Genomic DNA, 23,132 nt, shown 5'->3' with positions numbered 1-23,132 from the left:
ACCGGAAAAATCCAGTACAAGCTCTGGTCCGGTGAGAAACCTGAATTCCTCGAGCAACGGCAAAGATGGCTCGATCTCCAGAACCACCACCTTGCCCTTGCCGGTTTGGAAATCCGTGTCGATGGCCGCTCCTATACCGAGCGCGGTATCGACATCGAGCCGACCACCCATATCGGCGTTGCAGCAAAGGCGCTTCAGCGCAAGGCCGAGACCAAGGCGAGCGCCATCGATCTCGAACGGCTCGCCCTTCATGAGGCGCAACGGCAAAAGAACGCCGCGCGCATCGAGGCCCGTCCCGAGCTGGTGCTCGACATTCTCACCTCGGAAAAGAGCGTTTTCAATCAGCGCGACATCGCCAAGGTCCTGCATCGCTATGTCGACGATCCCGGAAGCTTCCAGCGGCTCCTGGCGCGGATTGCGGAAAGCCCGGAATGCCTGAAGCTCGCCGAAGAGACCATTGACTTCGCGACAGGCGCGCGTGTTCCGGCACGGCTGACCACACGGGCGATGATCAGGCTCGAGGCCGAAATGGTCAGCCGCGCGGACTGGCTTTCGGGAAAGGGCGGGTTCGAAGTCCGGGCGACGGTTTTGGAAGCCGTCTTTGGCCGGCATGAACGGTTGTCGGACGAGCAGCGGACGGCCATCGAGCATGTGGCGGGCGCCGAGCGGATCGCAACCGTCGTCGGCCGGGCAGGGGCCGGCAAGACCACGATGATGAAGGCCGCCCGCGAAGCCTGGGAACTGGGCGGCTACAAAGTCGTCGGTGGCGCGCTTGCGGGCAAGGCGGCCGAGGGTCTGGAAAAGGAAGCCGGCATCCCGTCGCGCACGCTCGCTTCCTGGGAGCTGGGTTGGCAACAGGGCCGCCGGCGTCTCGATGACAAGACTGTCTTCGTTCTCGACGAAGCGGGCATGGTCTCGTCCCGGCAGATGGCGACCTTCGTTGAAGCGGTCACCAGGTCCGGCGCGAAACTGATCCTTGTCGGTGACGCCGAGCAGCTGCAGCCGATCGAGGCGGGTGCTGCGTTCCGGGCGATTGTCGAACGCACCGGCTATGCCGAGCTCGAAACCATCTATCGTCAGAATGAACCATGGATGCGGGCCGCGTCGCTCGATCTGGCGCGTGGTCGGGTGACGGAAGCGCTCTCTGCGTATCGCGCCAAGGGCAAGCTGATTTCGCAAACGCTGAAAGCCGATGCGGTCGAAACCCTCATTGCCGACTGGAACCGGGACTACGATCCGGAGAAGTCGAGTTTGATCCTCGCGCATCTGCGCCGTGATGTCCGCGAGCTCAACACGATGGCGCGTGAAAAGCTCGTCGAGCGCGGCCTCATCGAAACCGGCCACGCCTTCAGGACCGAAGAGGGAACCAGGCAGTTTGCCGCCGGCGACCAGATCGTTTTCCTCAAGAACGAAGGCTCGCTCGGCGTCAAGAACGGCATGATCGCAAAGGTCGTCGAGGCCGCGCCGGGCCGCATCGTTGCGACGGTCGGGGACGGGGAGGGGGCAACCCGTGTAATCGTCGACCAGCGCTTCTATCGCAACCTCGATCACGGCTATGCCACGACGATCCACAAATCCCAGGGCGCGACGGTCGATCGCGTGAAGGTTCTGGCATCGCTCTCGCTCGACCGGCACCTGACCTATGTCGCGATGACGCGCCACCGGGAAGACATGGCTCTCTATTATGGCAGCCGGTCCTTTCACCTCGCCGGCGGCCTCGAGAAGCTCCTCTCCCGGAAGAACGCCAAGGAAGTCACCCTCGACTATGCGGGCGGCCGCTTCTACGCCCATGCGCTCCGGTTCGCCAACAATCGCGGTCTGCACCTCGTGCGTGTCGCGCGAACGCTGATGCGGGACCGGGTCCAATGGACGATCCGGCAGAAACAGAAACTCGTCGATCTCGGCCTTCGGCTTCGGGCCGCTGGTGCGCGCCTCGGCCTTGTCGATCGACCGCTTCACCAGTCCCCGCAATCAACCAGAAAGGCCGCGCCGATGGTCAAGGGCATTTCCAGTTTCACAATGTTGGTTGCCGACGTCACGGACGAAAAGCTGCAATCCGATCCCGCCCTGCAAAAGCAATGGGACAATTTCTCCGACCGCATCCGCCTCGTCTATGCGGATCCCGAAGGCGCCTTCAAGGCTATGCGCATGGAGGCCGTCGTCGAAGACCCGAACGTCGCCCGTCAGCGACTGGGTGAGATCGAGCGCAATGCGGCAAGCTTCGGCGCGCTCAAGGGCCGAGAAGGGTTGCTGGCGAGCCGCGCGGACCGCGAAGACCGGCGCGTGGCGGAAGTCAACGTGCCGGCGCTGCGCAAGGACCTCGAACGCTATCTCGACATGAGGGAGAGGGCGACCGCCAGGTACAGGCTGGAAGAAGAAGGACACCGCAAGCGAACCTCGATCGATATCCCGTCCCTGTCGCCGGCCGCGGCGCTGGCAATGGAAAAGGTCCGCGACGCCATCGACAGGAACGACCTTCCTGCCGCGCTGGGATTTGCGTTGGCCGACCGCATGGTGAAGGCCGAACTCGACACCTTCAACAAGGCGGTTTCGGAGCGTTTTGGCGTGCGTACGTTACTCGGCAGTGCAGCCCAGGACCCGACGGGGTCGACGTTCGACAAGGCAGCGCAAGGCATGTCGTCCGGCGATCGGGAAAAGCTCAGCACCGCATGGCCGACCATGCGCGCCGGCCAGCAGTTGGCCGCCCATGAGCGCACGCAGCAGGCCCTGAAACAGTCCGAGGCGATGCGACAAACGCAGACCAAGAGCCAGAGGCTGAAACAGTGATCCGGCGCAGGCGCATCGCAATTGTTGCAGCTCTCGTGGCCGTTCCGGTCGCACTCTTCGCTGTCGGCTATGGCGCCAGACTGCGGGTGAACTTATCGCCCAGCTATCCGCTCGGTTTTTGGCGGATCCATGTGCTCCACCGTGATGTTCGTGTCGGGGACCTGGTCTTCATTTGCCCGCCGCAGACCGCGACCTTCGATCTGGCTTTCGAGCGTGGCTACATCCGCCCGGGCCTGTGCCCCGGTTGGCGCAGCCCTCTCATCAAAACCGTCGTCGCGCTGCCCGGGCAGACCATCGGGATCGGTTCGTCGGTGACGATCGACGGGCGCCCCCTGCCGAGTTCGGGGCTGCAGCCAGTGGACGGGGTGGGCAGGGCGCTCACGCCTTTCACCGGCGGCGTCGTGCCGGCCGGCAAGCTGCTTCTTCATTCAGATTATGAGGGGTCCTATGACTCGCGATATTTCGGGCCGATCCCCGCAAGCGGAGTTCTCGGCCTGGCGGAACCGGTTCTTACCCTCGAGCCGTAGCCTGTTCACCGCGGTGATGTTCATCGCCGCGGCTGCGGCGGTCGGCGCCATCGGATGGAGCGGCGAAGTGCTTCTGCTTCCGATCGCGTGTCTGTTTCCCGCACTCTGGGCTTTTGCGCCGTCGCGCCTGGTCGCCGGCCTTGTTTCGATGGCTTATTTCATGGCGGCTTCGAGAGGCTTGCCCATCGGCGTATCGATTTTCTATGCGAGCGATATCTGGGTGGGGCTCGGTCTCTGGATTGCCGCATCGCTGCTGTTCGTTGTGGTTCATACAGTGCTGTGGTCGCCGAAGCCTGGATGGCATCGGCCGCTGCGATACCTGGTGGCGGCGACGTTGATGAGCGTGCCGCCATTCGGCATCGTCGGGTGGGCCAGTCCGATCACCGCGGCCGGCGTGCTCTTCCCCGGCTGGGGCTGGGCAGGACTGACGGCCACGGCCGTTGGCCTTTCGGCTATGACCACACGCGCCTGGCCGCTGGCGGGTGTCGCAATGGGCGTGGCCTTTGCGCTTTCCTCATTCACCTGGACCGATCCCGAACCGCCGGAGGGATGGGTCGGAATTGATACGGCGTTCGATTACCAGGTTGCCGGAAACCATGCCGACTACGCTCAGCATATGACGACGGTCGCGCTTGTCAGACGCGCCGTGGGGAATGGTGCCAGCACAGTTGTTCTGCCTGAAAGCGCGCTCGGGATCTGGACGCCGACCACGGAGCGCCTCTGGACCCGAAACCTGGTCGGCCTCGATGCCATCGTCGCCGGCGGCGCCGTTGTCATCAACGAGAGCGGCTATGACAATGTCATGATCGAGCTGACGGGCGAAGGGGCAAGGATCTCCTATAGGGAGCGGATGCCGGTGCCGATATCGATGTGGCGGCCCTGGGCCTCGGGCGGCGCATCAGCGCAGTTCTTCGGCAACCCCACCGGCAGATTTGCCGGAACGTCGATCGCGCCCTTGATCTGCTATGAGCAGCTCATCGTGTGGCCGATCGTTCAGTCCGTGCTCTTTAACCCGGATGTCATCGTGGCGACAGGCAATGGCTGGTGGACCGGCGACGCCAACATCGTCCCGATCCAGAAAGCGAACGTCAGGGCGTGGGCGTCGTTGTTCGGTTTGCCACTGGTTTTCGCTTTCAATGACTGAAAGTCCTCCAATGATAATCGATATTGACCATATTAGTCATTCGACCTCGACCATCTCCATATGATCGAACCCAGCAAACGAAGGGCAAAACTGTGATGTTTCATTATTCAATGTCACTACAAATGCCCGTATTGCTTCATTCAGATCAACACGCGACGCAATCCGTCCTGCGCTAGGAGTGGCGGTGAGAAAGTCTGCCACGGTAGCGGCGGGATAGTCCTGCCGCGAAGGATCGCAGAGAAACCTGCATGGATCCGTGATCACGACAGCCCGATCTACCACAATGTGGCACGGAATCTTGAGGTTCACGGTCCCAACCAACTTTGGGTCGCCGACATCACACATATCACCATAGGAACCGACTTTGTAGGGACCATGGGCCGAAGAGGAAATGGGCGCTGTGGAATTGGTCGTCGCCACAAGGATCTGAATTGTTGATGAGTGGCGGCGGAGGGGGTGTGACATCTGACTATATTCGCTCAATTGAACATGAATACAGCGGCGATTCACTTTTCAATAACACGTGCATGGGTCGGGCGCGGCGTGGTATCCAAGCCGCGCCCCTTCGTCATGTAAAACCCGGGCAACTCAGGCAGCGAGTTCTTCCTTCGCGGAAGCGGCGTCCTTGCCGAGTATCTGCCGGAAGGCGTCGTGTAGAAAACGGCGGCCGTCGCGTTGCACATCGCCGCGGAAGCGCCCGGCGATGTATCCGTCCGGCCGGACAAGCACCATCGAGACTGCTTCATCTCCCCGGTAGATGCGCGAAAACTTCGGTTCTTCCGGCTGGTAATCGCCCCGTCCGCTCAGATCGGCGACCGAAAGGCCGATGTCGAAGGTGTCGCGAATGCCCGCCGCTATTTCCTGCCATGCCGCGGCTTCGTCGATCGCCACGAGAACAAACCGGCCACCGTAGAGGTCGATTGTGGAAATCGTGTCGCCATCCCCTGTCTGCAACCAGACATGCGGGGCTCTGGTGCCCGGGATTGTCGTTTCGACATAGTCTTTCAGCGTCGGATCGGGCGCAGTCGTGCCGTCGCAGATCACGGAATCAGATCGGTAAACCGTGCCGAGCTGATAGCCTGTATGAAGCACGGCATTATCGCCATGCGGCTTCATGCGTTCCTGCAGGAACTGCTGACATGCCTCGCTGACCTCTCCATGGGTGTAGAGCCGCGGCTCTCCGACCAGCGCTGACTGTACGATCGACTGATAATGCAGCGAGTTGTAGGTGGCCGACTTCACGGTCTGCAACGCCTTCGACTTGCGCTCGATCTCAAAGGTGTCGAGCAGGTCTTCCGAAGCCGCGCCCTTGATGACGAGATTGAGTTTCCAGGCGAGATTGTTGGCATCCTGGATCCCCGAATTCGCACCGAAGCCGCCCCAAGGCGAATGCCAGTGGGCCGCATCGCCGGCAAAGATCACATTGCCTTCGCGCCAGCGCCTCAGGAGCCCCGTGGTATAGTCAAACCGGTAGGTGCGAATGACCTTGATCGGCAGGCCGGGTTCGCCGAGCGCCCCGCGAATCCGTGCCAGCACCACATCGGGATGCGGCAGCTCATCCTCATCATGCCGGAAACTGTAGCGCCATGACCCGGTTTCCGGATGTTTGCTGCCGAACCAGCCGGCATAGCGCGGATCGAGAACGAAGGAATGAAAGAAACCGTCCTTGCCGAGGCTATGATCGAGTTCCGCTTCGAATTCGACCAGAACCTGGTTGATGAAAGCAGGCCCGTTATCTTCGCCCTTGCCGATACGGTTGCGAATGAAGCTGTGCGCGCCGTCGCAGGCGACGACATATCGTGCCCTTACGGTCTCTGGCGAACCGTCATTCTGGTCACGCACCTCGAGAGCCAGATAAGTGTCGGCCTCCTGGATATCGGTAACGCGACGGTTGAAGTTGAGGTCGACATTCGGCCATTCTTCCGCTTTGCGGCAGATCGCCGCTTCGTAGTCGGAGGCAGGGATTTTACGCGGGTAGACGGGCGTTAGCGGAGCCCATTTTTCCTTATAGTCCTCTTCGCTTCCCATATTTGCGCGAACCTGCGCGACCGGACCGCTGGCGATATTGACATAGTAGCCCTGTCCATTGGACTTGTTGATTGGCCAGCCCTTGTTTGCCAGTTCGTCCCAGATACCCCATTGCCGGTAGAGCTCGGCTGTTTGGGCATGCATGTACTGGCCCTTTGGCAGGGTGGTCGTGCCGGCCCGCTTTTCGAACAGGCGGACGCGAATGCCCTCGCGGCCCAGAAGATAGGCAAGCGAAAGTCCAACAGGGCCTCCGCCGCAGATTGCGACATCGATCAGTTCGGCCGGTTGACTGTGCGTTTCTTCCTTGTTCGCTTCGGAATTCATGCCCGATGCCTCCCTTTGAGCTGTTGTTTTCCGTTTTCGATGAGGTGGCGCAGATAAGGCGCGCTACTCGCCATGCGTTCCTGAAATCTGCTCCATTGCGACCAGGAGCCGACAAAGAGGCGTGGCTGAATGCCAACCGTTTCCAGTGTCATGAAGACGAGGGCCGACAGAACGCCGCCGCCGCAATAGACGACGACTTCGGCGCCCGGTGTGATACCGGCCTTCTTGAAAAGTTCCGATATCTCGCTTGACGACCGCATGAGGCGGGACGGCGTCCATTGGTCGGACGCCGGTAGATTGATTGCCCCGGGGATGCATCCGGATAGATAGGCGGTCTCATCGCGCGCATCGATCAGGATCGTGCGCTCGTCGAGCCGTTCGACATCGTCGATGTCTATCGACGGCAAATTCCCTGGAGACAGGTTTGCGCGGCTGGATTTTCGCGCCGGGCGCGGCCGGGAATCGCCCTGCGCGACGGCGCCGCCGGCCAACTCCCAGGCACGCAGGCCGCCATCAAGGAAGCGAACATTGTCTAGGCCTGCCCATTTGAGAACCCACCATCCGCGCGCGGCAAGGGCAGGCGAGGGACCATAGACAATGATCTCGGTATCGACGCCCACTTGCCAGGCGTCGATCTGCTCCTGCAGCCGGGCGATATCGGGCAGCGGAAGGCTTCCGCTCGTTGGTGTCTCCGGGCCGGCAAACACGTCACGAATCTGCGCATAGACGGCGCCGTGAATGTGACCCTCCCTGAAATTGTCGATCTCCTCCTGCAACTCGGTGCCGAAATGGGCGTCGATGAAAAGTCGGTCGGGATGCGGCTCCGAGACCAACTGTCCGGCCTGAACGATCTGGCTGGAAACGGGCATCAGATAGGCGGGAGCGGCGATGTTCATCATTTTCCTCCCGCCCGGATTCCCGAAACGGGCAGGACCGGATGGTTGTGGACCTCCGTCCGGATGGATTTGGCACGCATTTTTCGACTCTCCTCCTGGATCATGAATTTTCTCTTGTAAAATGACCGCTAAGCGGTTATTCTTAGCCGCTAAGCGGTCATATTAGGCCGCGTTGAACAGTTCCGTCAAGAAAGGCGATGGAAATGGCGACTCCGGAGAGCGAATCCTTCGTGCGAACATTCGCTCGGGGACTGAAGGTCATTGAGGCGTTGAGCGTTGAGACCGACGGCCAGTCCCTGGCCCAGCTCGCCACGACGACCGGCCTGCCGCGCACCGCCTTGAGGCGCTTTCTCCTGACGCTGCTGGATCTTGAGATGGTGCGCAGCGACGGCAAACGATACTGGCTGACGCCGAGGGTATTGCGGCTTGGACTGTCCTATCTGGCGACCCTGCCTTATTGGCGGGAGGCCCAGTTCGCGCTGGAGGAACTCAGTGCGAACATGAACCAGTCATGCGCGCTTTCGGTGCTTGACGGCGACGACATCGTGTACCTTCAGCGTCAGCACGCCCTGCGGATTCTTCCAATGAGCCCGTCATTGGGCAGCAGGATGCCGGCCTACAGCGTATCGATGGGGCGGGCCTTGTTGTCGGGCCTGTCGGATGAGGAACTCGCCGCCTATCTGGAAAGAGCTGAGGTCAGGCGACTGACATCCAAGACGATAACGGACAAGGAATTGCTGGCCGAGGAAATCAGGAAAGTCCGCAGGCAGGGCTATTGCTGGGGAGATGGGGAATTCGACGAATCGATTGCGGGTATCGCCATGCCTGTCCGCGACATGGCTGGCGATGTGGTCGCGGCGATCAATATCAGCCTGCCAGCAGGCCTGTTCACCGAAGCGACGGCGGTGAAAGAGCTTTTACCGGCATTGCAGCACACGGCGGCCCGTATCCGGGCAAGTACAGGTTCCTGAACCCGACCGGGCTAACCGGCGTCGTGTGGGTCTCAGCGCATGCGCAAAACGGTCTCGATCTCGTCGCGGGTCTGCTGAAGGTTTGAGATAATTTCCTTCATCTTCGCCGGCTCCTCGCCGATATCCGGCCGGAAGTTGCAGCTTATCGCCGCGATGGTGCGATGAAGGCGATCGCGCACGGGCATGGCGACGCCGGAAATGCCGAGTTCGAGTTCTTTCATGACAATCGAGTATCCGCGTTCGCGGTCGATCTTTAGCCGCTCGCGAAGATCATCGACGTTGTCGATCGTGAAGGGAGTGAACTTTTCCAGGGTGGCCTGGGAAAGATATTGCTCGAGCTTTGCGTCGGGCAACATGGCGAGTTGAATGCGGCCAAGCGAGACCACATAGGCAGGAATGCGACTTCCGACGCCGAGATAGGATGCCAGCATCCGTTTGGTCTGGGCCCGCAACACGTAGACGACATCATTACCGTCGAGGACCGCAATCGAAGCCGATTCGCCCAGGCTCTCGCGGAGCTTCTCGAGATATTCCTGCGCAAAGCCCCAAAGCTCCATCGAGGACAGATAGGAATAGCCCAGATCGAGAATGCGCGGGGTCAACCAGAAGAACTTGCCGTCGGTGTCTGCGTAATTTTCGTTGCATAGCGTGTAGAGCAGACGCCTTGCGCCTGCCCGCGACAGGCCTGTCCGCTTGGCGACATCGGTAAGTGTCAGACGCGCGGCGTCCTCTCCAAAGCAACGAATGACTGCCAATCCGCGCGTAAACCCCTGAACGGATTCGATCCCGTTCGATTCACTATCTACCACGTCACCTACATCCGATTTTGTGCTCTCAGCGAACAAATGTTTGAAATATTGAAAAACGGCAGTCAAGGCGGTTGACCGATCTAACAATCGTCGAATATGTTCGATCTAAGAACAAAAGTTCGCAGGGAGAACAATTCGATGGGAGGAGCGCCACTGTCAGGAGTGCGCATTCTTGATCTGTCCCGAGTGCTTTCGGGGCCTTTTGCCACGATGCAATTGGCTGATCTCGGTGCGGACGTCTGGAAGGTCGAGCCGAAGGAGGGCGATCCCAGTCGGGATCTTTGCCCCCCGAGTATCGATGGCGAGTCAGCCTACTATCAGAGCGTCAATCGCAACAAGCGCAGCCTGTGCATCGATTTCCGGCATCCGGAGGCCGGCGCGTTACTGCTGAAAATGGCTGAGAAGGCCGACGTCGTCGTCGAGAACTTCCTGCCAAGGGTGAAGGAGAAGCTCGGTATCGATTATGAAGCGGTCCGGGCCCGCAATCCCCAAGTCGTTTACTGCTCGATCTCCGGCTTTGGCCAGACAGGGCCTTATGCCGACCGTCCCGGCCTCGACAATATCTTCCAGGGCATGGCCGGCCTGATGGCCGTCACCGGCCCCAACTCCCGGCCGGTCAAGTGTGGCGAGAGGGTAGCCGACATGGTTGCCGGTCTGAATGCTGCGCTCGCGATTGTTGCCGCCCTGCGCGCGCGCGATCGTGACGGCGAAGGCCAGTTCATCGAGCTTTCGCTGGTTGACTGCCTGGTCGCTCTGCAGGCGCCCCAGATTTCCAACTATTTCGCAACCGGCGAGCAGACGCCGAAAGTGGGCAACGGCTCGTACTTCTCGGCCCCCACGGATAGTTATGAGACAGCCGACAGGCCGATCAATATCTGCGTGATGAGCAACAAGCACTGGAAAGCGATGTGTTCCGCTTTGGGTGCCGAAGATTGGGTGCACGACCCAAGATTCACGAACAATTCCGACCGTGTTCGTCACCGCACTGAACTCGATAAACTTATCGTTCCGCTTTTTCGCGCCAGAACGGCCGACCACTGGGTTTCCGTGCTCGGCGGCGCGGGCGTGCCGATCGGCCTCGTGCTCGACTATGCAGAAGTCTTTTCGGATCCGCAGATTCAGCAAAACGGGATGGGTGCGAGGATCTCGGACGGCTCGGGCCGAACAGTCCCGACAATCGGTCTGCCCGTTCGCTATGGACGAACTCCTGCCGAACTCCGCTTGCCGCCACCCCTGCTGGGTGAGCACGGAAGAAAAATTTTGAGTGAAGCTGGTCTGTCGGCCGCAGAAATCGAGGCTGCGCTTGAAAGCAGTCTTTTGGTGTCAAACGGGCCGGCCGAAGCCGCCTAACCCCTTTTCAAATCAGAGAGGACAACAAGGAATGCAAGCGATTTCAACGGGCGAATTCGAGACCGATTTCTGGAAAGACGCAGGAGCGCGGCAAACATGGGATCAAATCGTTCCGGGCGCGCCGCGCGATACGAAGCCGTATACGCTGACGAAAGAGATCATCGCCACCTTCGCAGAAGCGATGGGCGAGACCAATCCGCTCTATTTCGATGAAGAGTATGCGCGCAAAACGCCGTATGGCGGAATTGTCGCGCCGCCGACCATTCACATTCTCCTGATGTTCGCATGCACGGGCACGGAAGACTGGATGCGTTCGCCCGGGACAATCAACGCCAGCCAGAGCTGGTTCTACAACGTTCCGGCCAGACCCGGTGACACGATCACCATGCAGGGCAGGGCGCTCGACCGCTACATGCGCAAGGGCCGCCTCTTCGTCATCCATGACAATGTTTTCACGAACCAGAACGGTGACGTGGTTTGTTCCGGCCGCGGCTGGACCATCCGCCCTCAATAAGAAATGGAACGACCGATGACGAACAAGACAACCGAACAGCATTTTTCGGAAATCAACGAAGGGGATCGCTTCGAAGGCACGCCCTTCACCCCGAGCCGGGAAACGATCAAGCGCTTCGCCGAAGCGTCGCTGGATTTCAACCCGCTTCATTTCGACGACAATTACATGGCGGATGATTTCGGCAAGACGAATTTCGGCGGCGTGATCATGCACGGCATGCAGAATTTCGCGCTGATCACCCGTACGCTGACCGATTGGCTGATGCCGCGCGGCGGCTATCACCGGCGCCTTGAGACCCGTTGGCTCAGCCCGGTGAAGCCCGGAGACACGATCACGCCGAAAGTGACGGTCAGCGAAAAGCAGATCACGGACAAGGGACGTTGGGTCGTCTTCGATGTCGCAGTGTTCAACCAGAGGGATGAACAGGTTGCGAGCGGAAGGGCCATGGCCGAGTTCCCCGATGAACTCACCATCGCCGCGCCGTTGGCCGCAGCGGAATAAACACAAGAACTAGATACCGAACTAGTCATTCAACCCAGCATGCAACCCAAGTGGAGGAGAAAGCATGATAAAGCAATTTGCCAAGGCGGCCGTTCTAAGCGCCGCCATATTCGGGGCGGCGAGCCAGATGGCCGCAGCCGCTGACGACAATCCGGAGTTCTTCAAGATTGTTTCCACGTCGCCCGGCGGCATCTGGCATACTTTCGGAACACAGCTTTCCGAAAAGCTGCAGAAGAAGTTCCCGGATATCGCTTTCAGTCACACACCCGGCGGTTCGCAGAAGAACCAGATGCTGGTCAGTGAAGGCAAGGCGCAGATGGGTTTCAGCTTTACGCCTGTGTCGCTTGAGGCGTGGAACGGAGAGGGCAGCTTCGACCGGAAGTACCAGAATGTCCGCCTGATCGGCACATTCTATCCGGCGTATCTCCACGCCGTTACTCGCAAGGACGCCAACATCAAGTCGATGGCAGACCTTCAGGGCAAGGTTGTCAGCCCCGGTAAACGCGAATGGTCTACGGCCCAGGCTGTCATGCAGATCCTGGAGACCAAGGGAATCACCGAGGAATCGCTGGCTGCCAATGGCGGACAAATGCAGTTTCTGGGTTTGAACGACGCAGGCAACATGATGCAGGACCGTCGCCTTGACGCCTTCATGTATTACGGGTCGGTGCCCAGTCCGCTGCTTCTGAAGCTTTCCGAGTCGCCGGGCATCGATATCCCGCCCTACACTGAGGAAGAAGTGGAGCAAGCGCTTGACGCGCTCACGCCGAAGGGCGCCTACACCAAGATGATGTATCCGGCCGATCCCTATAAGGGCGTGAAGGGTGACTTCCCGGTTCCCGTCATGTGGTCGATCTTCCTCGTCTCCGCGGATATGCCGAACGATCTGGTCGAGGAAATCACCAAGACGATCTATGAAGACCCTGACCTGCAGAAATTCATGGGTGGGGGCCCTTCGTTGAATGTCGAGCTTGCGACGAGCAGCCTGAAGGACGGCCCGATCCCGTTCCATGACGGTGCCATCGCCTATCTGAAGAAGAAGAACGCCTGGTAAGGCGTCACGGCGCGGCCGCTACGTTCGTGGCGGCCGCGCTTTCTCTGTGAACCATCTGCTTGAAGCGCGTCCCGGCATTTATCATGCGCGGTGGCGTGGGGAGGATGTAGTGGCAATTCACTACGAGGAAGAAAATGCAGCCGACTCCTGGTTCAATGGAACGGTTCGCACGATACCCGGCTGGTTGGTATTCGCCGCCGCCACGTTGGCTTTTGCCACCGCCATATATCATCTCGCAGGAGGACTTTTCGGTGTTGCGGAAGCGTTTCGCCACAGGCTGACGCATATAACCCTCTTTCTGCTTCTGACTTTTATTTTCTATCCGCTCGGCCGGAAGAGCTGGACCGCGCCGCTGCGTCTGGTCTCTCTTGTCGATCTTGCGCTGATCCTCGGTACTGTCGGCTGCTACACCTACATGATCAGTGACATCGATGGATTGGCGATGCGTTCGGGTCTGCCCGATCCGGGGGACGTCATCAACGGCACGGTGTTGGTACTCCTGGTTCTGGAATCCATTCGCCGCACGGTCGGAATGGCGCTGGTGATACTGCCCGTCTTTTTCATGCTGCACGCCGTGTTTGCGCCGAGTTTTCCGGGCATCTTCTATGCTGCGCCGACCGAGTATGAATCCCTCATTTCCTATCTCACGATGGACACTGACGGCATGCTCGGCATTCCGGTCTCTGTTGCCTCGACCTTCATCATTGCATTCATGATGTTCGGCGCGATCCTGGTCCGTTCCGGTGCCGGACAATTCTTCACGGATCTTGCGATTGCCACCACAGGAAACATGAGGGGCGGTCCGGCCAAGGCTGCGGCAATCGCGAGCGCGCTTTACGGGACGCTGTCTGGAAGCACGACCGCGAACGTGGTCACCTCCGGTTCCTTCACCATCCCTTTGATGAAGTCGTCGGGATTCAGTGCGCGAGTTGCGGCTTCGGTCGAGGCCATTGCGTCGAATGGGGGGCAGATCATGCCGCCAATCATGGGCGCCGCCGCATTTATCATTCCGATGTACATCCCGGGCACCGGTTACCGTGACGTGGTTATGGCGGCGTTGATTCCGGCGCTTCTCTACTTTCTCTCGCTTCTTGCCATGATCCACTTCGAGGCCGGCAAGAAGGGCCTTGTGGGCATGCCGCGCAGCGAGCTTCCGGATTTCCTGAAGGTTCTGCGCCGCGGCTGGCCGCTCCTGCTGTCTCTTGTTGCGATCATTACGCTTCTGATCATGGGATTCACGCCGATGGTTGCCGGCGTCGCAGCGTTGATCGTGACGCTGGTCGTGATCCAGTTCCGCCCCGAAACCAGGCTCGGACCGGCAGACGTGATCGCCGGCCTGGAGAATGCGATCAGGGCGACGATACCGATCGCGATCGCCTGTGCCGCCGCGGGCCTGATCATTGGTTCGATGGACCTCTCGGGGCTCGCCGGCAGGTTCTCCAGGCTCATTCTGGAAGTGTCGCAGGGCAACATGCTGCCTGCGCTGATCATGACGATGATCATCTGCGTCGTGCTCGGAATGGGCATGACCACGACGATCATTTACATCACGCTTGCGGCGCTCGTTGTCCCGTCAATCGTCGACATGGGCGTTTCGCCAATGGCCGCGAACCTGTTCGTGTTCTATTTCGGTGCCCTGTCGGGCGTCACTCCGCCGATCGCATTGACGACATATGCGGCGGCCGGCATTGCCGGCTCCAGTCCCTGGACGACCGGCTGGACCGCGTCCAAGATCGGGATCGCATCTTTCATCATTCCGTTCATGTTCGTTTACACGCCGGGCCTGCTGCTGAACGGGTCACCGTTCGAAATCGGTATTGCCGCTGCATCCGCGGGGCTGGGCGTGATCGTCCTGGCTGCCTCTATCCAGGGCTATTTCATGTCCCAACTGGCTGCCTGGGAACGGCTGCTCCTTGCGGCCGCTGCCATGCTGCTGATCACCCCCGATGCGCGTTACGGGCTCGCCGCGGTCACCCTGGTCGCGTTTGTCGCATTCCGTCAGCGCCGCCAGGGCAATGCGAACCGCACCAAGGAGGTTAGAACATGAAATTCTTACTCCAATGGATCATGGTCCTGCTGCTCACCGGCATCTGTTTTGTCCCGGCCTATCTCGGAATGCATTTCACGAACTACCTCGAATACCTGGCCCTGACGCTGGTCTGCGCGGTCGCGGTCATGGTTGGCATGCGGTTCGTTCACAAGGTGGCGCCGCTCAAACCAACAAGCTCCGACACTTACAAGGAAACCAAATGATAGTTGGAAAGTCGCTTGCATATACTGCAATTCAATATCGGGACCGGCCTGCAATCGTCTTCGAGGGAAAAAGCTGGACCCACCGCGAACTGCATGCACGTGTAAACAAGCTTGCCGATGCCCTGAATGCGCGCGGGTATCGCAGGGGCGACCGCATCGCCGTGCTGGCCCGCAATAGCCATCGCTATCTGGAGATTTCCTTTGCGCTCGGCCTGGCCGGTATCTGCATGGTGCCGATCAACCACCGCCTGCGGGCTGCAGAAGTTGCCGTGCGGCTTGAACATGCACAGGTCACCGGCGTTTTCATCGAGCCGGAATTTACCGAGTTGCTGGCAACCCTTCAGCCGGACATGGCGGCGACCATTGCGGCACGCACGATCGTTCTCGACGACGAGGCAGGCGGCGAACAGAATTACGAAACCATCCTCGAAGCCGGCCGGGAGATCGCGCCCGAGGTCGATTTCACGCCGGAGGAGCCGCTTTATCTCGGCTATACTTCAGGCACGACGGGGCGGGCCAAGGCCGCAATCGTCAGCCATCGCGCAATCGCCGTCGGCTATCTCTACAAGACGCTTCTCTATGATTTCCGGCCGGAGGAAGTTTCCCTGAATCCCGGGTATTTCTGGCATTCCGCACCGCGCGATTTTGCCCAGCTGCAAATCTATCTCGGTGGTACGTCCATCGTGATGCGAGACTTCAAGGCGCGCGAATGTCTGGAGTTGATCCAGAAATACAAGGTGACCAACGGGTTCTTCGTGCCAACCATGTTTCGCATGATGCTGGAATGCGAGGACTTCGCATCTTTCGACACCAGTTCTATGCGGCTTCTGATCAGCGGGGGTGCGCCATTGCCGACCAAGATCAAGAACGACGTTCTCGAAGGCTTCGGGCCGATCCTGCAGGAATTCTACGCTGCGACCGAAACGCGGATCATTGCGTCGATCGGATCGGAAGAACTGAAAAACAAGACCCGCAGCGTCGGCCGGCCGGTGCGCGATATCGATGTGCGCATTCTCGACACCGAAGGCAATGAAGTGCCGTCAGGAACGGTGGGAGAGATCTATCTGCGCACACCGACGCTTTTCAGCGGTTATTACAACGACCCGGAAAAGACGGCCCAGGCATTTCGCGGCAGCTGGTTTTCGCTCGGCGACATGGGCCGGCTCGATGAGGATGGTTATCTCTACATCGTCGACCGGCGCCACGACATGGTGATCAGCGGTGGCGAGAACATCTATCCGAGCGAGGTCGAGGACGTGTTGCAGCACCATCCTGCCGTCTCGGACGTGGCCGTGTTTGGCGTTCCGGACCCAAAATGGGGCGAGACCCTGAAAGCCGCGGTCTGCGTGAAGCCGGGCTTTAGCGTGACCGAAGACGAACTGACTGCGTACTGCGCGGACCATCTCGCCGATTACCTCAAGCCGCGCAGCTACGACTTCGTGGATGAACTGCCGCGCAATCCGACAGGCAAGGTTCTGAAACGCGTCTTGCGCGAGCGTTATTGGCAGGGAGCGGACGCGAAGGTTTGATTATGACCGAGTTGACCGAAAATACCGCTTACCTCGTCGACGGCGTGCGCACACCCTTTGGCCGCTATGGCGGCGCGCTCGCGAGCGTCAGGCCGGACGACATGGCCGCCGCGCTGATCATGTCACTTATGCAGCGCACCGGCATGGATCCGGCGCTGGTGGAAGAGGTCATCCTCGGATGTTCCAACCAGGGTGGCGAGGACAGCCGCAATATCGCGCGCAATGCGCTTCTGCTCGCCGGCCTGCCGGAAGAGACGCCGGGGCATACGGTCAACCGGCTGTGTGCCAGCGGACTTGCAGCTCTGGCTGCGGCTTCGCGCATGATTTCCTGCGGTGATGCCGGTCTGCTCATTGCGGGGGGCGCCGAAAGCATGAGCCGGGCGCCCTATGTGACTGCCAAGCCCTCGAAAGCATATCAGCGTACGGTCGAAACCTATGACTCGACCCTGGGCTGGCGGTTTCCCAACAAGGCGCTGCTCGAACGCATCGGCGACGACAGCCTGGCAGATACCGCGGAGAACGTTGCGGTGGAATGGGGCATCAGTCGCGAGGATTCCGATGCCTATGCCTATCGCTCACAGCAGCGCTACGCGGCAGCTCTGGCACGCGGATTTTTTGCCGATGAACTCGTGCCGGTCGACGTCAAGGGCAGGAAGCCATTCAGATTGGAGCAGGACGAGCATCCGAGGCCCGGCACGACCGCCGATGATCTTGCCGGGCTCCGGACAATTTCCCCCGAAGGTCAGGTGACGGCCGGCAACGCGTCTGGCGTGAATGATGGCGCTTGCGTGATTGCTGTCGCCGACAAGGCGGGTTGCGAAGCATTGGGACGCAAGCCGCTTGCAAAGGTCGTCTCGACCGCAGCGGTAGGCGTGCCCGCGCGCGTCATGGGGCTGGGGCCGATCACATCAATTCAAAAGGCATTGCAGCGCGCCGGTCTCGAATTGTCCGATATGGACATTATCGAGATCAACGAGGCGTTCGCGGCCCAGGTGCTTGGCTGCCTGAAAGGCCTTGACCTCCAGTTTGACGATGAGCGCGTCAACCCGAATGGCGGCGCAATTGCCATCGGCCATCCTCTCGGGGCCTCCGGAGCGAGGCTGGCATTGACGGCGGCGCGTGCTCTGCATGAACGCAACGGACGTTATGCTGTTGTCAGTCTTTGCGTTGGAATAGGGCAGGGTGAAGCCATGGTGATCGAACGGGTTTAACCGCCGGGAGACGTTTCTGGTATTTTGTTGGATTGCCCAGGGCGGACATGCAGTCACGCCGGCAAGCGCCTTCTTATCGGCAGGGGCACGGTCAGGAACGGTTTATCTTGTTCAATAGCAAAACGGGCAGTTCATGACCTTGCCGCCGGGGCTGTCGGTTGACCGGTCGATTTCAGTTGTCGAGCATATTTCCGCAATTGCGATAATATGCGCGGCGATGCTGACGCTTTTCGATACGCTCAGCGGCCATCACATGGCGGCGCTCGTCGCGCTGTTTTCTATCGTCGTCTACGTAATCGCCGGTTGGCCGGCGATGCGGTCCAGTTCGCGCATTACGGTCCTTGCGGCGGCTGCAGCGGCCGTTTTCTTCGTGGTTCTCGGGGGTGGACTTGAAGCGCTTGCACTGGCGGCGAGCCGGGCAATCTATTTGCCTGCATTGCTTGCCGTGATGACCCTCTTGCGTGTGGCAGCGCAACAATCGCGGCAGGTTCAAACCGCGGCTCATTTCGTTGTCGATCAGCCGCCGCGCCGCCGTTTCTGGTTACTCACGGCCGGCGGACATATTTTCGGCGTTCTGTTGAATGTTGGCGGGCTGCAGTTCCTGTTGCGGATCGCTCTCGCCGGAACCGTTCGCGAGAAAGAGGATGCGGCTGTTACCGAGATCCGTACCCGGCGAATTACGAATGCCGTTATGCGCGGCTTCGTTTCCACGGTGTTGTGGTCACCCGTCGGTGTCGCGATGAATCTTGTCATTCCTCTTATGCCGACAATGAGCTGGGTGGATTATCTGCCATATGGCCTTGGCATGATGGTTCTCTTTCTTTTTACGGGATGGATATTCGATTTTCTTGAGCCGAAGCCGAAAGCTCGGATCACGCCGACAAACCGCGACGGAGGGGTCGGCGCTGTCTTCATGTTGCTCGGGCTTGTTTTCGCTATCACGGGTTCGGCAGCGATGGGGGAATTGATTTTCGGTATTCCCATACGCGCAGCGATTCTGATCGTCGTGCCCTTATCCGCGGTCCTGTGGACGGTTCTGACAGGTGCCGCGTCGCCACGTGCCAGCACGGCGATGTTGGGCATCAACGGCTATCGCGCATTGCCTTCGTCCGTTTCGGAGATTTGCATTATGGCGTCCACGAGCTTCCTCGGCCTTTTGCTTGCGGAGATGATCCCGATGGAATTCGTTCAGGCCCTGGTTTCCGGTCTCAATGCAGGACCCGGCGTTATTGCCTGTCTCATCGTACTGGTCATGCCGCTCTTGAGCATAGTCGGCGTCAACCCTTTCATCACGGGCACGGTCATCGTCGGTTCGCTGACCGCAGCCGGGGTGCCTATCCCGGAGCCGATGCTCATGGCTGCCGCACTGTCTGGCTGGTGTAGCGCCATGACCATTTCTCCGGTCACTGCTACCGTCGCAATCGCGGCCGGGGCGGCAGGAAAAGGTACCGATGTAATCGGACTGCGCTGGAACGGTTTGTTTGCAATCGCATTTGCCGGCATTTCGATGGGTGTGTTCCTGATTTGGGGAAGCTTCGTTTCTCCCGGCTCATAACTGCAAGTTTGCTGGAAACGGGTGGCCTGCTGCCGGTTTCGTGGACACTTGGTTTTGAACTGCTGGGGTTGATGCCCCCTTCGTCCGGCATCGTATTATACCATCTGCGCCGGTGTGGCGCTTTCGAAGGAGGAGCACATGTCAGGCGTGCATATTCAGGCGATCGATCTAGCCAAGCGAAGCTTCCAGGTTTGTGGTGCCGATCGAGGCCACGTCGGGCGGCAAAATCGATGTTCTCGATGCATGCATCGGAGAACCGCAGTTTGGCGGCGGCGAGTCTGTTGGTGCGCCGTTTGTCCACGCGCATGGCCGCTTCGCGATCGAGCATGAGGCCGAGCCATTCATCGCGGCTGAGATGGTTTGCGTTGTTCTGGTCCGCCAGATCCCGATAGGCGGATGCCATCCTGCCAAGCCCGAGTGCCGGCATCTGATCCAGGGTGGGATGTGTGAGCATAGGTCGGTTCCTTTCGTTGATTTATAGTAGGATCTGCCGCGGATTTTGGTGTGCGGCGGTGTCGGCTTGATGGGTTCGGCAGCGGGCTTCGCCCGGTCGAGGCCGGATTTGAGGATCGCCGCGACGGAGGATTAGGTGACGGCGTTAATGGTCAGCGACCGCTCGCAAGCGGCTTCCAGCCGGCCCCGCTCGTAGCGCCGAGCTAGCGAGAGAATGCCCATAGCTGATCGGTATCCCTGCTTGGGATGCGGCCGGTCGCGCATCATGTGTTCGACCAGAATGCCTGTGTTGGGACCGATCCACGCGGCTTGTCTGATCAGGGTCGCCGGTGTCGTGTTGGTGTAGCCCTGATCGGCCCTGGGCATGTGCGCGTTGACGGTGACGTGACCGGAACGCTGAGGACGGCGGACATGATTGGCGACGCGTCTATGATTGTGGAAGACCTCGACCACCCGGTGCGTAAAATTGCGCGCCGACAAGACCGCGAATGGGTGGCGGTTGAACGGCGAGAAAACCTCGATCAGCTTTTCCACGCAGGCAGATGCTGCCGTGGTGTTTGCCCGCAGCGGTGACCCGGCAGGCGGTTCGCGCGGGGTCAGTGCATTCTTTGTCGATCTCAATTCCAAGGGCATCATCCGGACGCATCTGGACGACATCGGCACGAAGCCGGTAGGCCGTGGCTCGCTGTTTTTCGATGATGTGCATGTGCCGGCAGAGTGCATCATGGCCGAGCAGGATCGCGCCTTCGGCACGATTATGGCTGGATTCGATTACAGCCGCGCATTGATTGGCCTGGAATGCGTCGGACCGGGGCAGGCATCCGTCGATGAAAGTTGGGCCTATGTGCAGGAGCGTGAAGCATTCGGTGCACCGATCGTGCAGTATCAAGGCGTGAGCTTCCCGCTTGCAGAAGCCGAAACGCAACTGACCATGATGCGCCAGCTCTGCTATCATACGCTTGCGCTACGCGATGCGCAACGCCCGCACACGACCGAAGCTGCCATGTGCAAATGGTACGTTCCAAAGGTGACGTGCGAAATATTGCACCAATGTCTGCTGTTGCACGGACACTTTGCGTATACGCATGGCCTGCCGTTCCATCAGCGCTATAACGATGTTCTGGGTCTTCAGATCGGCGACGGTACCGCCCAAATCCAGAAGCTCGTCATCGCGCGCGAAAAGGCTGGCCGCGTGGCGTTGCAATATGCGCAGCGAAAGGCCGCGGCCAAATGAGCGAACCCGTCATTGTGCAGAAACGGGACGGTGTCGGGATCATTGTTCTAAACCGTCCCGACAGGTTCAACTGCCTGTCCTACGCCACCCACGCGGCGATCCAGCAGGCATGCGGCGCATTCGAGGCCGACGCTTCGATGCGCGCAATCCTGATCCGCGCTGAGGGAGAGCATTTCTGCACTGGCGCGGATTTGCAGGAAATTACCGGCATGATGGACGATCCGGCGGCGGTCGAGCGCTTCATGAGTTTCGGACACCGAACAATGACGCGGATCGAGGAAAGTCCGCTGCCGGTTGTCGTCGCGGTGCAGGGCTTGTGCCTTGCGGGCGGCATGGAACTGATGCTTGCAGCAGATGTGTGTTTCGCAGCGAAAAGCGCGCGCTTCGGCGACCAACATTCGCGATTTGGCCTGCTGCCGGGCTGGGGTGCCAGCCAACGTCTGCCGCGCCTTATCGGCATGCGTCGCGCGCTCGACCTGATGTATTCCGGTAGGTGGCTGGAAGCCGAAGACGCGCAACGCATCGGCCTTGTCAATTACGTGGTTACCGACACCACACTGAACGAAGAGGCGATGAAATACAGCGCCGAACTGGCAGGGCGGTCACGCAGCGGACTGTCGGAAATGAAGCGGCTGGCGCGGCAAGGTTCCGATATGCCGATGAGCGATGCTTTGAAAATGGAATGCGACGCTGTTGTGCGTCATCTCCAGGGCGCAGACGCTGCCGAGGGCATTGCGGCCTTCCGCGAGCGCCGCAAGCCGTCGTTCAAATAGGCGCTGACTGACCTAAATGTGGAAAATATTCGAACTAGCGAGAAAGCCACTTGCATTTTTCTAACAGAAGTTAGAATCTTCCGACGCTGGAGGAGAAGCCGCTGCAACACTGACTGCTTGCTTTCACGAATGCGAAACCCGGTGAGGAAGATCCATTCAGGGACTGGTACACGAATATTCATCTGGCTGATGTGCTGAAGCTCACCGGCGTTACGTCCGCGAAGCTCTTCCGTCTTTCCGGGACGCAGCATTTTGCCGATTCGAGTTCGTATGAATACAAGGTGATCTACGAGATCGATTCAACGATATGAGGTTACGCGCGCAGGCGCTACGCAGTGTCAGCTGTACTCCGCTTGCCGCTCTCGCCTGCCTTGCAGGACAAGCGAATGGTCTGGATTTAAGGACCTATGACCCCGAACCCCAGCGGAAACGGTGGGCTGAATTTGCAGGAAAGGAAATGGTCGAATGAAAGTACTCGTCCCGGTCAAGCGGGTGATTGACTATAACGTGAAGGCACGCGTGAAGGCGGACGGTTCGGGCGTCGAACTGGCGAACGTGAAGATGAGCATGAACCCGTTCGACGAGATCGCCGTCGAGGAGGCGATCCGGCTGAAGGAAGCGGGCACGGTCTCCGAGATCGTCGCGGTCTCGATCGGCCCGAGCCAAGCGCAGGAGACGATCCGCACCGCGCTGGCGATGGGCGCCGACCGCGGCATCCTGGTCAAGACCGACGACGTGACCGAGCCGCTCGCCGTCGCGAAGATCCTGAAGGGCGTGGTCGAGGATGAGCAGCCGGGGCTGGTGATCCTCGGCAAACAGGCGATCGACGACGACGCCAACCAGACCGGCCAGATGCTCGCCGCCCTGACGGGCTGGAGCCAGGGCACGTTCGCCTCCGAGGTCAAGATCGAGGGCGACAGCGCCAAGGTGACCCGCGAGATCGACGGCGGTCTGCAGACCATCGAGCTCAAGATGCCGGCCATCGTGACGACCGACCTGCGGCTGAACCAGCCGCGCTACGCCTCGCTGCCGAACATCATGAAGGCCAAGAAGAAGCCGCTCGACGAGAAGGCCCCCGGCGATTACGGAGTCGACACCGCGCCGCGCCTGAAGGTGCTCAAGACCGAGGAGCCGGAAGGCCGCAAGGCCGGCGTGAAAGTCGCCGACGTCGCGGAACTGGTCGACAAGCTGAAGAACGAAGCCGGCGTACTCTAAGGAC

The 23,132-nt window shown here is 59.9% G+C and carries 19 protein-coding genes and 2 pseudogenes; 16 read left to right on the top strand and 5 right to left on the bottom strand.

What is annotated here, in order from left to right:
- The 3 genes from traA to LC343_RS22725 all read left to right on the top strand — a co-directional run.
- Window positions 1-2,787: Ti-type conjugative transfer relaxase TraA (gene traA, locus LC343_RS22735; protein ID WP_223479474.1), on the top strand; the 2,787-nt coding region annotated here is incomplete at its 5' end.
- Window positions 2,784-3,314, top strand: coding sequence for a conjugative transfer signal peptidase TraF (gene traF, locus LC343_RS22730; protein ID WP_223479473.1), 531 nt, complete (start codon window positions 2,784-2,786; stop codon window positions 3,312-3,314). The genes traA and traF, both read left to right, overlap by 4 nt.
- Before the next feature lie 16 nt (window positions 3,315-3,330).
- Window positions 3,331-4,458, top strand: coding sequence for a conjugal transfer protein TraB (locus tag LC343_RS22725; RefSeq protein ID WP_223479477.1), 1,128 nt, complete (start codon window positions 3,331-3,333; stop codon window positions 4,456-4,458).
- A gap of 588 nt (window positions 4,459-5,046) precedes the next feature.
- Here LC343_RS22725 and LC343_RS22720 read toward each other — a convergent pair.
- On the bottom strand, window positions 5,047-6,810 hold the full coding sequence (locus LC343_RS22720) for an FAD-dependent monooxygenase (RefSeq protein ID WP_223479472.1): 1,764 nt from the start codon (window positions 6,808-6,810) through the stop codon (window positions 5,047-5,049).
- Window positions 6,807-7,706 carry a sulfurtransferase gene (locus tag LC343_RS22715; RefSeq protein ID WP_223479471.1) on the bottom strand — a complete coding sequence of 300 codons (900 nt, stop codon included), beginning with the start codon at window positions 7,704-7,706 and terminating at the stop codon, window positions 6,807-6,809. The genes LC343_RS22720 and LC343_RS22715 overlap by 4 nt, the downstream gene beginning before the upstream one ends.
- A 203-nt stretch (window positions 7,707-7,909) precedes the next feature.
- On the opposite strand from LC343_RS22715, the gene LC343_RS22710 reads away from it, so the two are divergent.
- Window positions 7,910-8,677, top strand: a complete 768-nt coding sequence (locus tag LC343_RS22710; RefSeq protein WP_223479470.1) for an IclR family transcriptional regulator domain-containing protein — start codon at window positions 7,910-7,912, stop codon at window positions 8,675-8,677.
- Between the two features lie 32 nt (window positions 8,678-8,709).
- Here LC343_RS22710 and LC343_RS22705 read toward each other — a convergent pair whose 3' ends face one another.
- Window positions 8,710-9,486, bottom strand: coding sequence for an IclR family transcriptional regulator domain-containing protein (locus tag LC343_RS22705; protein WP_223479469.1), 777 nt, complete (start codon window positions 9,484-9,486; stop codon window positions 8,710-8,712).
- 162 nt (window positions 9,487-9,648) lie between these two features.
- Between LC343_RS22705 and LC343_RS22700 the strand changes: the two genes are divergently transcribed.
- The 9 genes from LC343_RS22700 (at window position 9,649) to LC343_RS22660 (ending at window position 19,453) form a co-directional block, all read left to right on the top strand.
- On the top strand, window positions 9,649-10,836 hold the full coding sequence (locus LC343_RS22700; RefSeq protein ID WP_338018603.1) for a CaiB/BaiF CoA transferase family protein: 1,188 nt from the start codon (window positions 9,649-9,651) through the stop codon (window positions 10,834-10,836).
- Between the two features lie 31 nt (window positions 10,837-10,867).
- The gene (locus LC343_RS22695) at window positions 10,868-11,350 is read left to right on the top strand and encodes a MaoC family dehydratase (RefSeq protein WP_223479468.1); all 483 of its coding nucleotides are present in this window, start codon (window positions 10,868-10,870) and stop codon (window positions 11,348-11,350) included.
- A gap of 15 nt (window positions 11,351-11,365) precedes the next feature.
- Entirely contained in the window at window positions 11,366-11,851 is a 486-nt protein-coding gene (locus LC343_RS22690; RefSeq protein ID WP_223479467.1) for a MaoC family dehydratase, read from the top strand.
- Window positions 11,852-11,915: 64 nt separating this feature from the next.
- The gene (locus LC343_RS22685) at window positions 11,916-12,905 is read left to right on the top strand and encodes a TAXI family TRAP transporter solute-binding subunit (protein WP_223479466.1); all 990 of its coding nucleotides are present in this window, start codon (window positions 11,916-11,918) and stop codon (window positions 12,903-12,905) included.
- A 109-nt stretch (window positions 12,906-13,014) separates the two neighbouring features.
- On the top strand, window positions 13,015-14,952 hold the full coding sequence (locus LC343_RS22680) for a TRAP transporter permease (RefSeq protein ID WP_223479465.1): 1,938 nt from the start codon (window positions 13,015-13,017) through the stop codon (window positions 14,950-14,952).
- Window positions 14,949-15,158, top strand: a complete 210-nt coding sequence (locus tag LC343_RS22675) for a hypothetical protein (protein ID WP_223479464.1) — start codon at window positions 14,949-14,951, stop codon at window positions 15,156-15,158. Before LC343_RS22680 ends, LC343_RS22675 begins: the two co-directional genes overlap by 4 nt.
- Window positions 15,155-16,687: a class I adenylate-forming enzyme family protein gene (locus LC343_RS22670; protein WP_223479463.1), complete on the top strand. Its 1,533-nt coding sequence runs from the start codon at window positions 15,155-15,157 to the stop codon at window positions 16,685-16,687. Before LC343_RS22675 ends, LC343_RS22670 begins: the two co-directional genes overlap by 4 nt.
- A gap of 2 nt (window positions 16,688-16,689) precedes the next feature.
- Window positions 16,690-17,898, top strand: a complete 1,209-nt coding sequence (locus LC343_RS22665; protein ID WP_223479462.1) for an acetyl-CoA C-acyltransferase — start codon at window positions 16,690-16,692, stop codon at window positions 17,896-17,898.
- Window positions 17,899-18,037: 139 nt separating this feature from the next.
- A complete protein-coding gene (locus LC343_RS22660; protein WP_223479461.1) occupies window positions 18,038-19,453 on the top strand; it encodes a hypothetical protein in 1,416 nt (471 codons plus the stop codon).
- Window positions 19,454-19,709: 256 nt separating this feature from the next.
- Here the strand turns inward: LC343_RS22660 and LC343_RS25170 are convergent.
- Window positions 19,710-19,856 (bottom strand): annotated as a pseudogene (locus tag LC343_RS25170) (AAA family ATPase); the annotation flags it as partial.
- Between the two features lie 71 nt (window positions 19,857-19,927).
- Window positions 19,928-20,371, bottom strand: a pseudogene (locus LC343_RS22650) (IS21 family transposase); the annotation flags it as partial.
- A gap of 34 nt (window positions 20,372-20,405) precedes the next feature.
- Here LC343_RS22650 and LC343_RS22645 point away from each other — a divergent pair.
- From LC343_RS22645 to LC343_RS22635, 3 genes are all read left to right on the top strand, one after another.
- Window positions 20,406-21,140, top strand: a complete 735-nt coding sequence (locus LC343_RS22645) for an acyl-CoA dehydrogenase family protein (RefSeq protein WP_238484435.1) — start codon at window positions 20,406-20,408, stop codon at window positions 21,138-21,140.
- A complete protein-coding gene (locus LC343_RS22640) occupies window positions 21,137-21,913 on the top strand; it encodes an enoyl-CoA hydratase/isomerase family protein (RefSeq protein ID WP_223479459.1) in 777 nt (258 codons plus the stop codon). Before LC343_RS22645 ends, LC343_RS22640 begins: the two co-directional genes overlap by 4 nt.
- Window positions 21,914-22,378: 465 nt before the next feature.
- Window positions 22,379-23,128 carry an electron transfer flavoprotein subunit beta/FixA family protein gene (locus LC343_RS22635; protein ID WP_223479458.1) on the top strand — a complete coding sequence of 250 codons (750 nt, stop codon included), beginning with the start codon at window positions 22,379-22,381 and terminating at the stop codon, window positions 23,126-23,128.
- Window positions 23,129-23,132: the final 4 nt, after the last annotated feature.

It is taken from the genome of Oricola indica (assembly GCF_019966595.1).
Classification (GTDB): Bacteria; Pseudomonadota; Alphaproteobacteria; order Rhizobiales; family Rhizobiaceae; genus Oricola; species Oricola indica.
The sequence above is the reverse complement of the archived record's forward strand: the minus strand, read 5'-3'. Positions and strand labels throughout refer to the sequence as shown.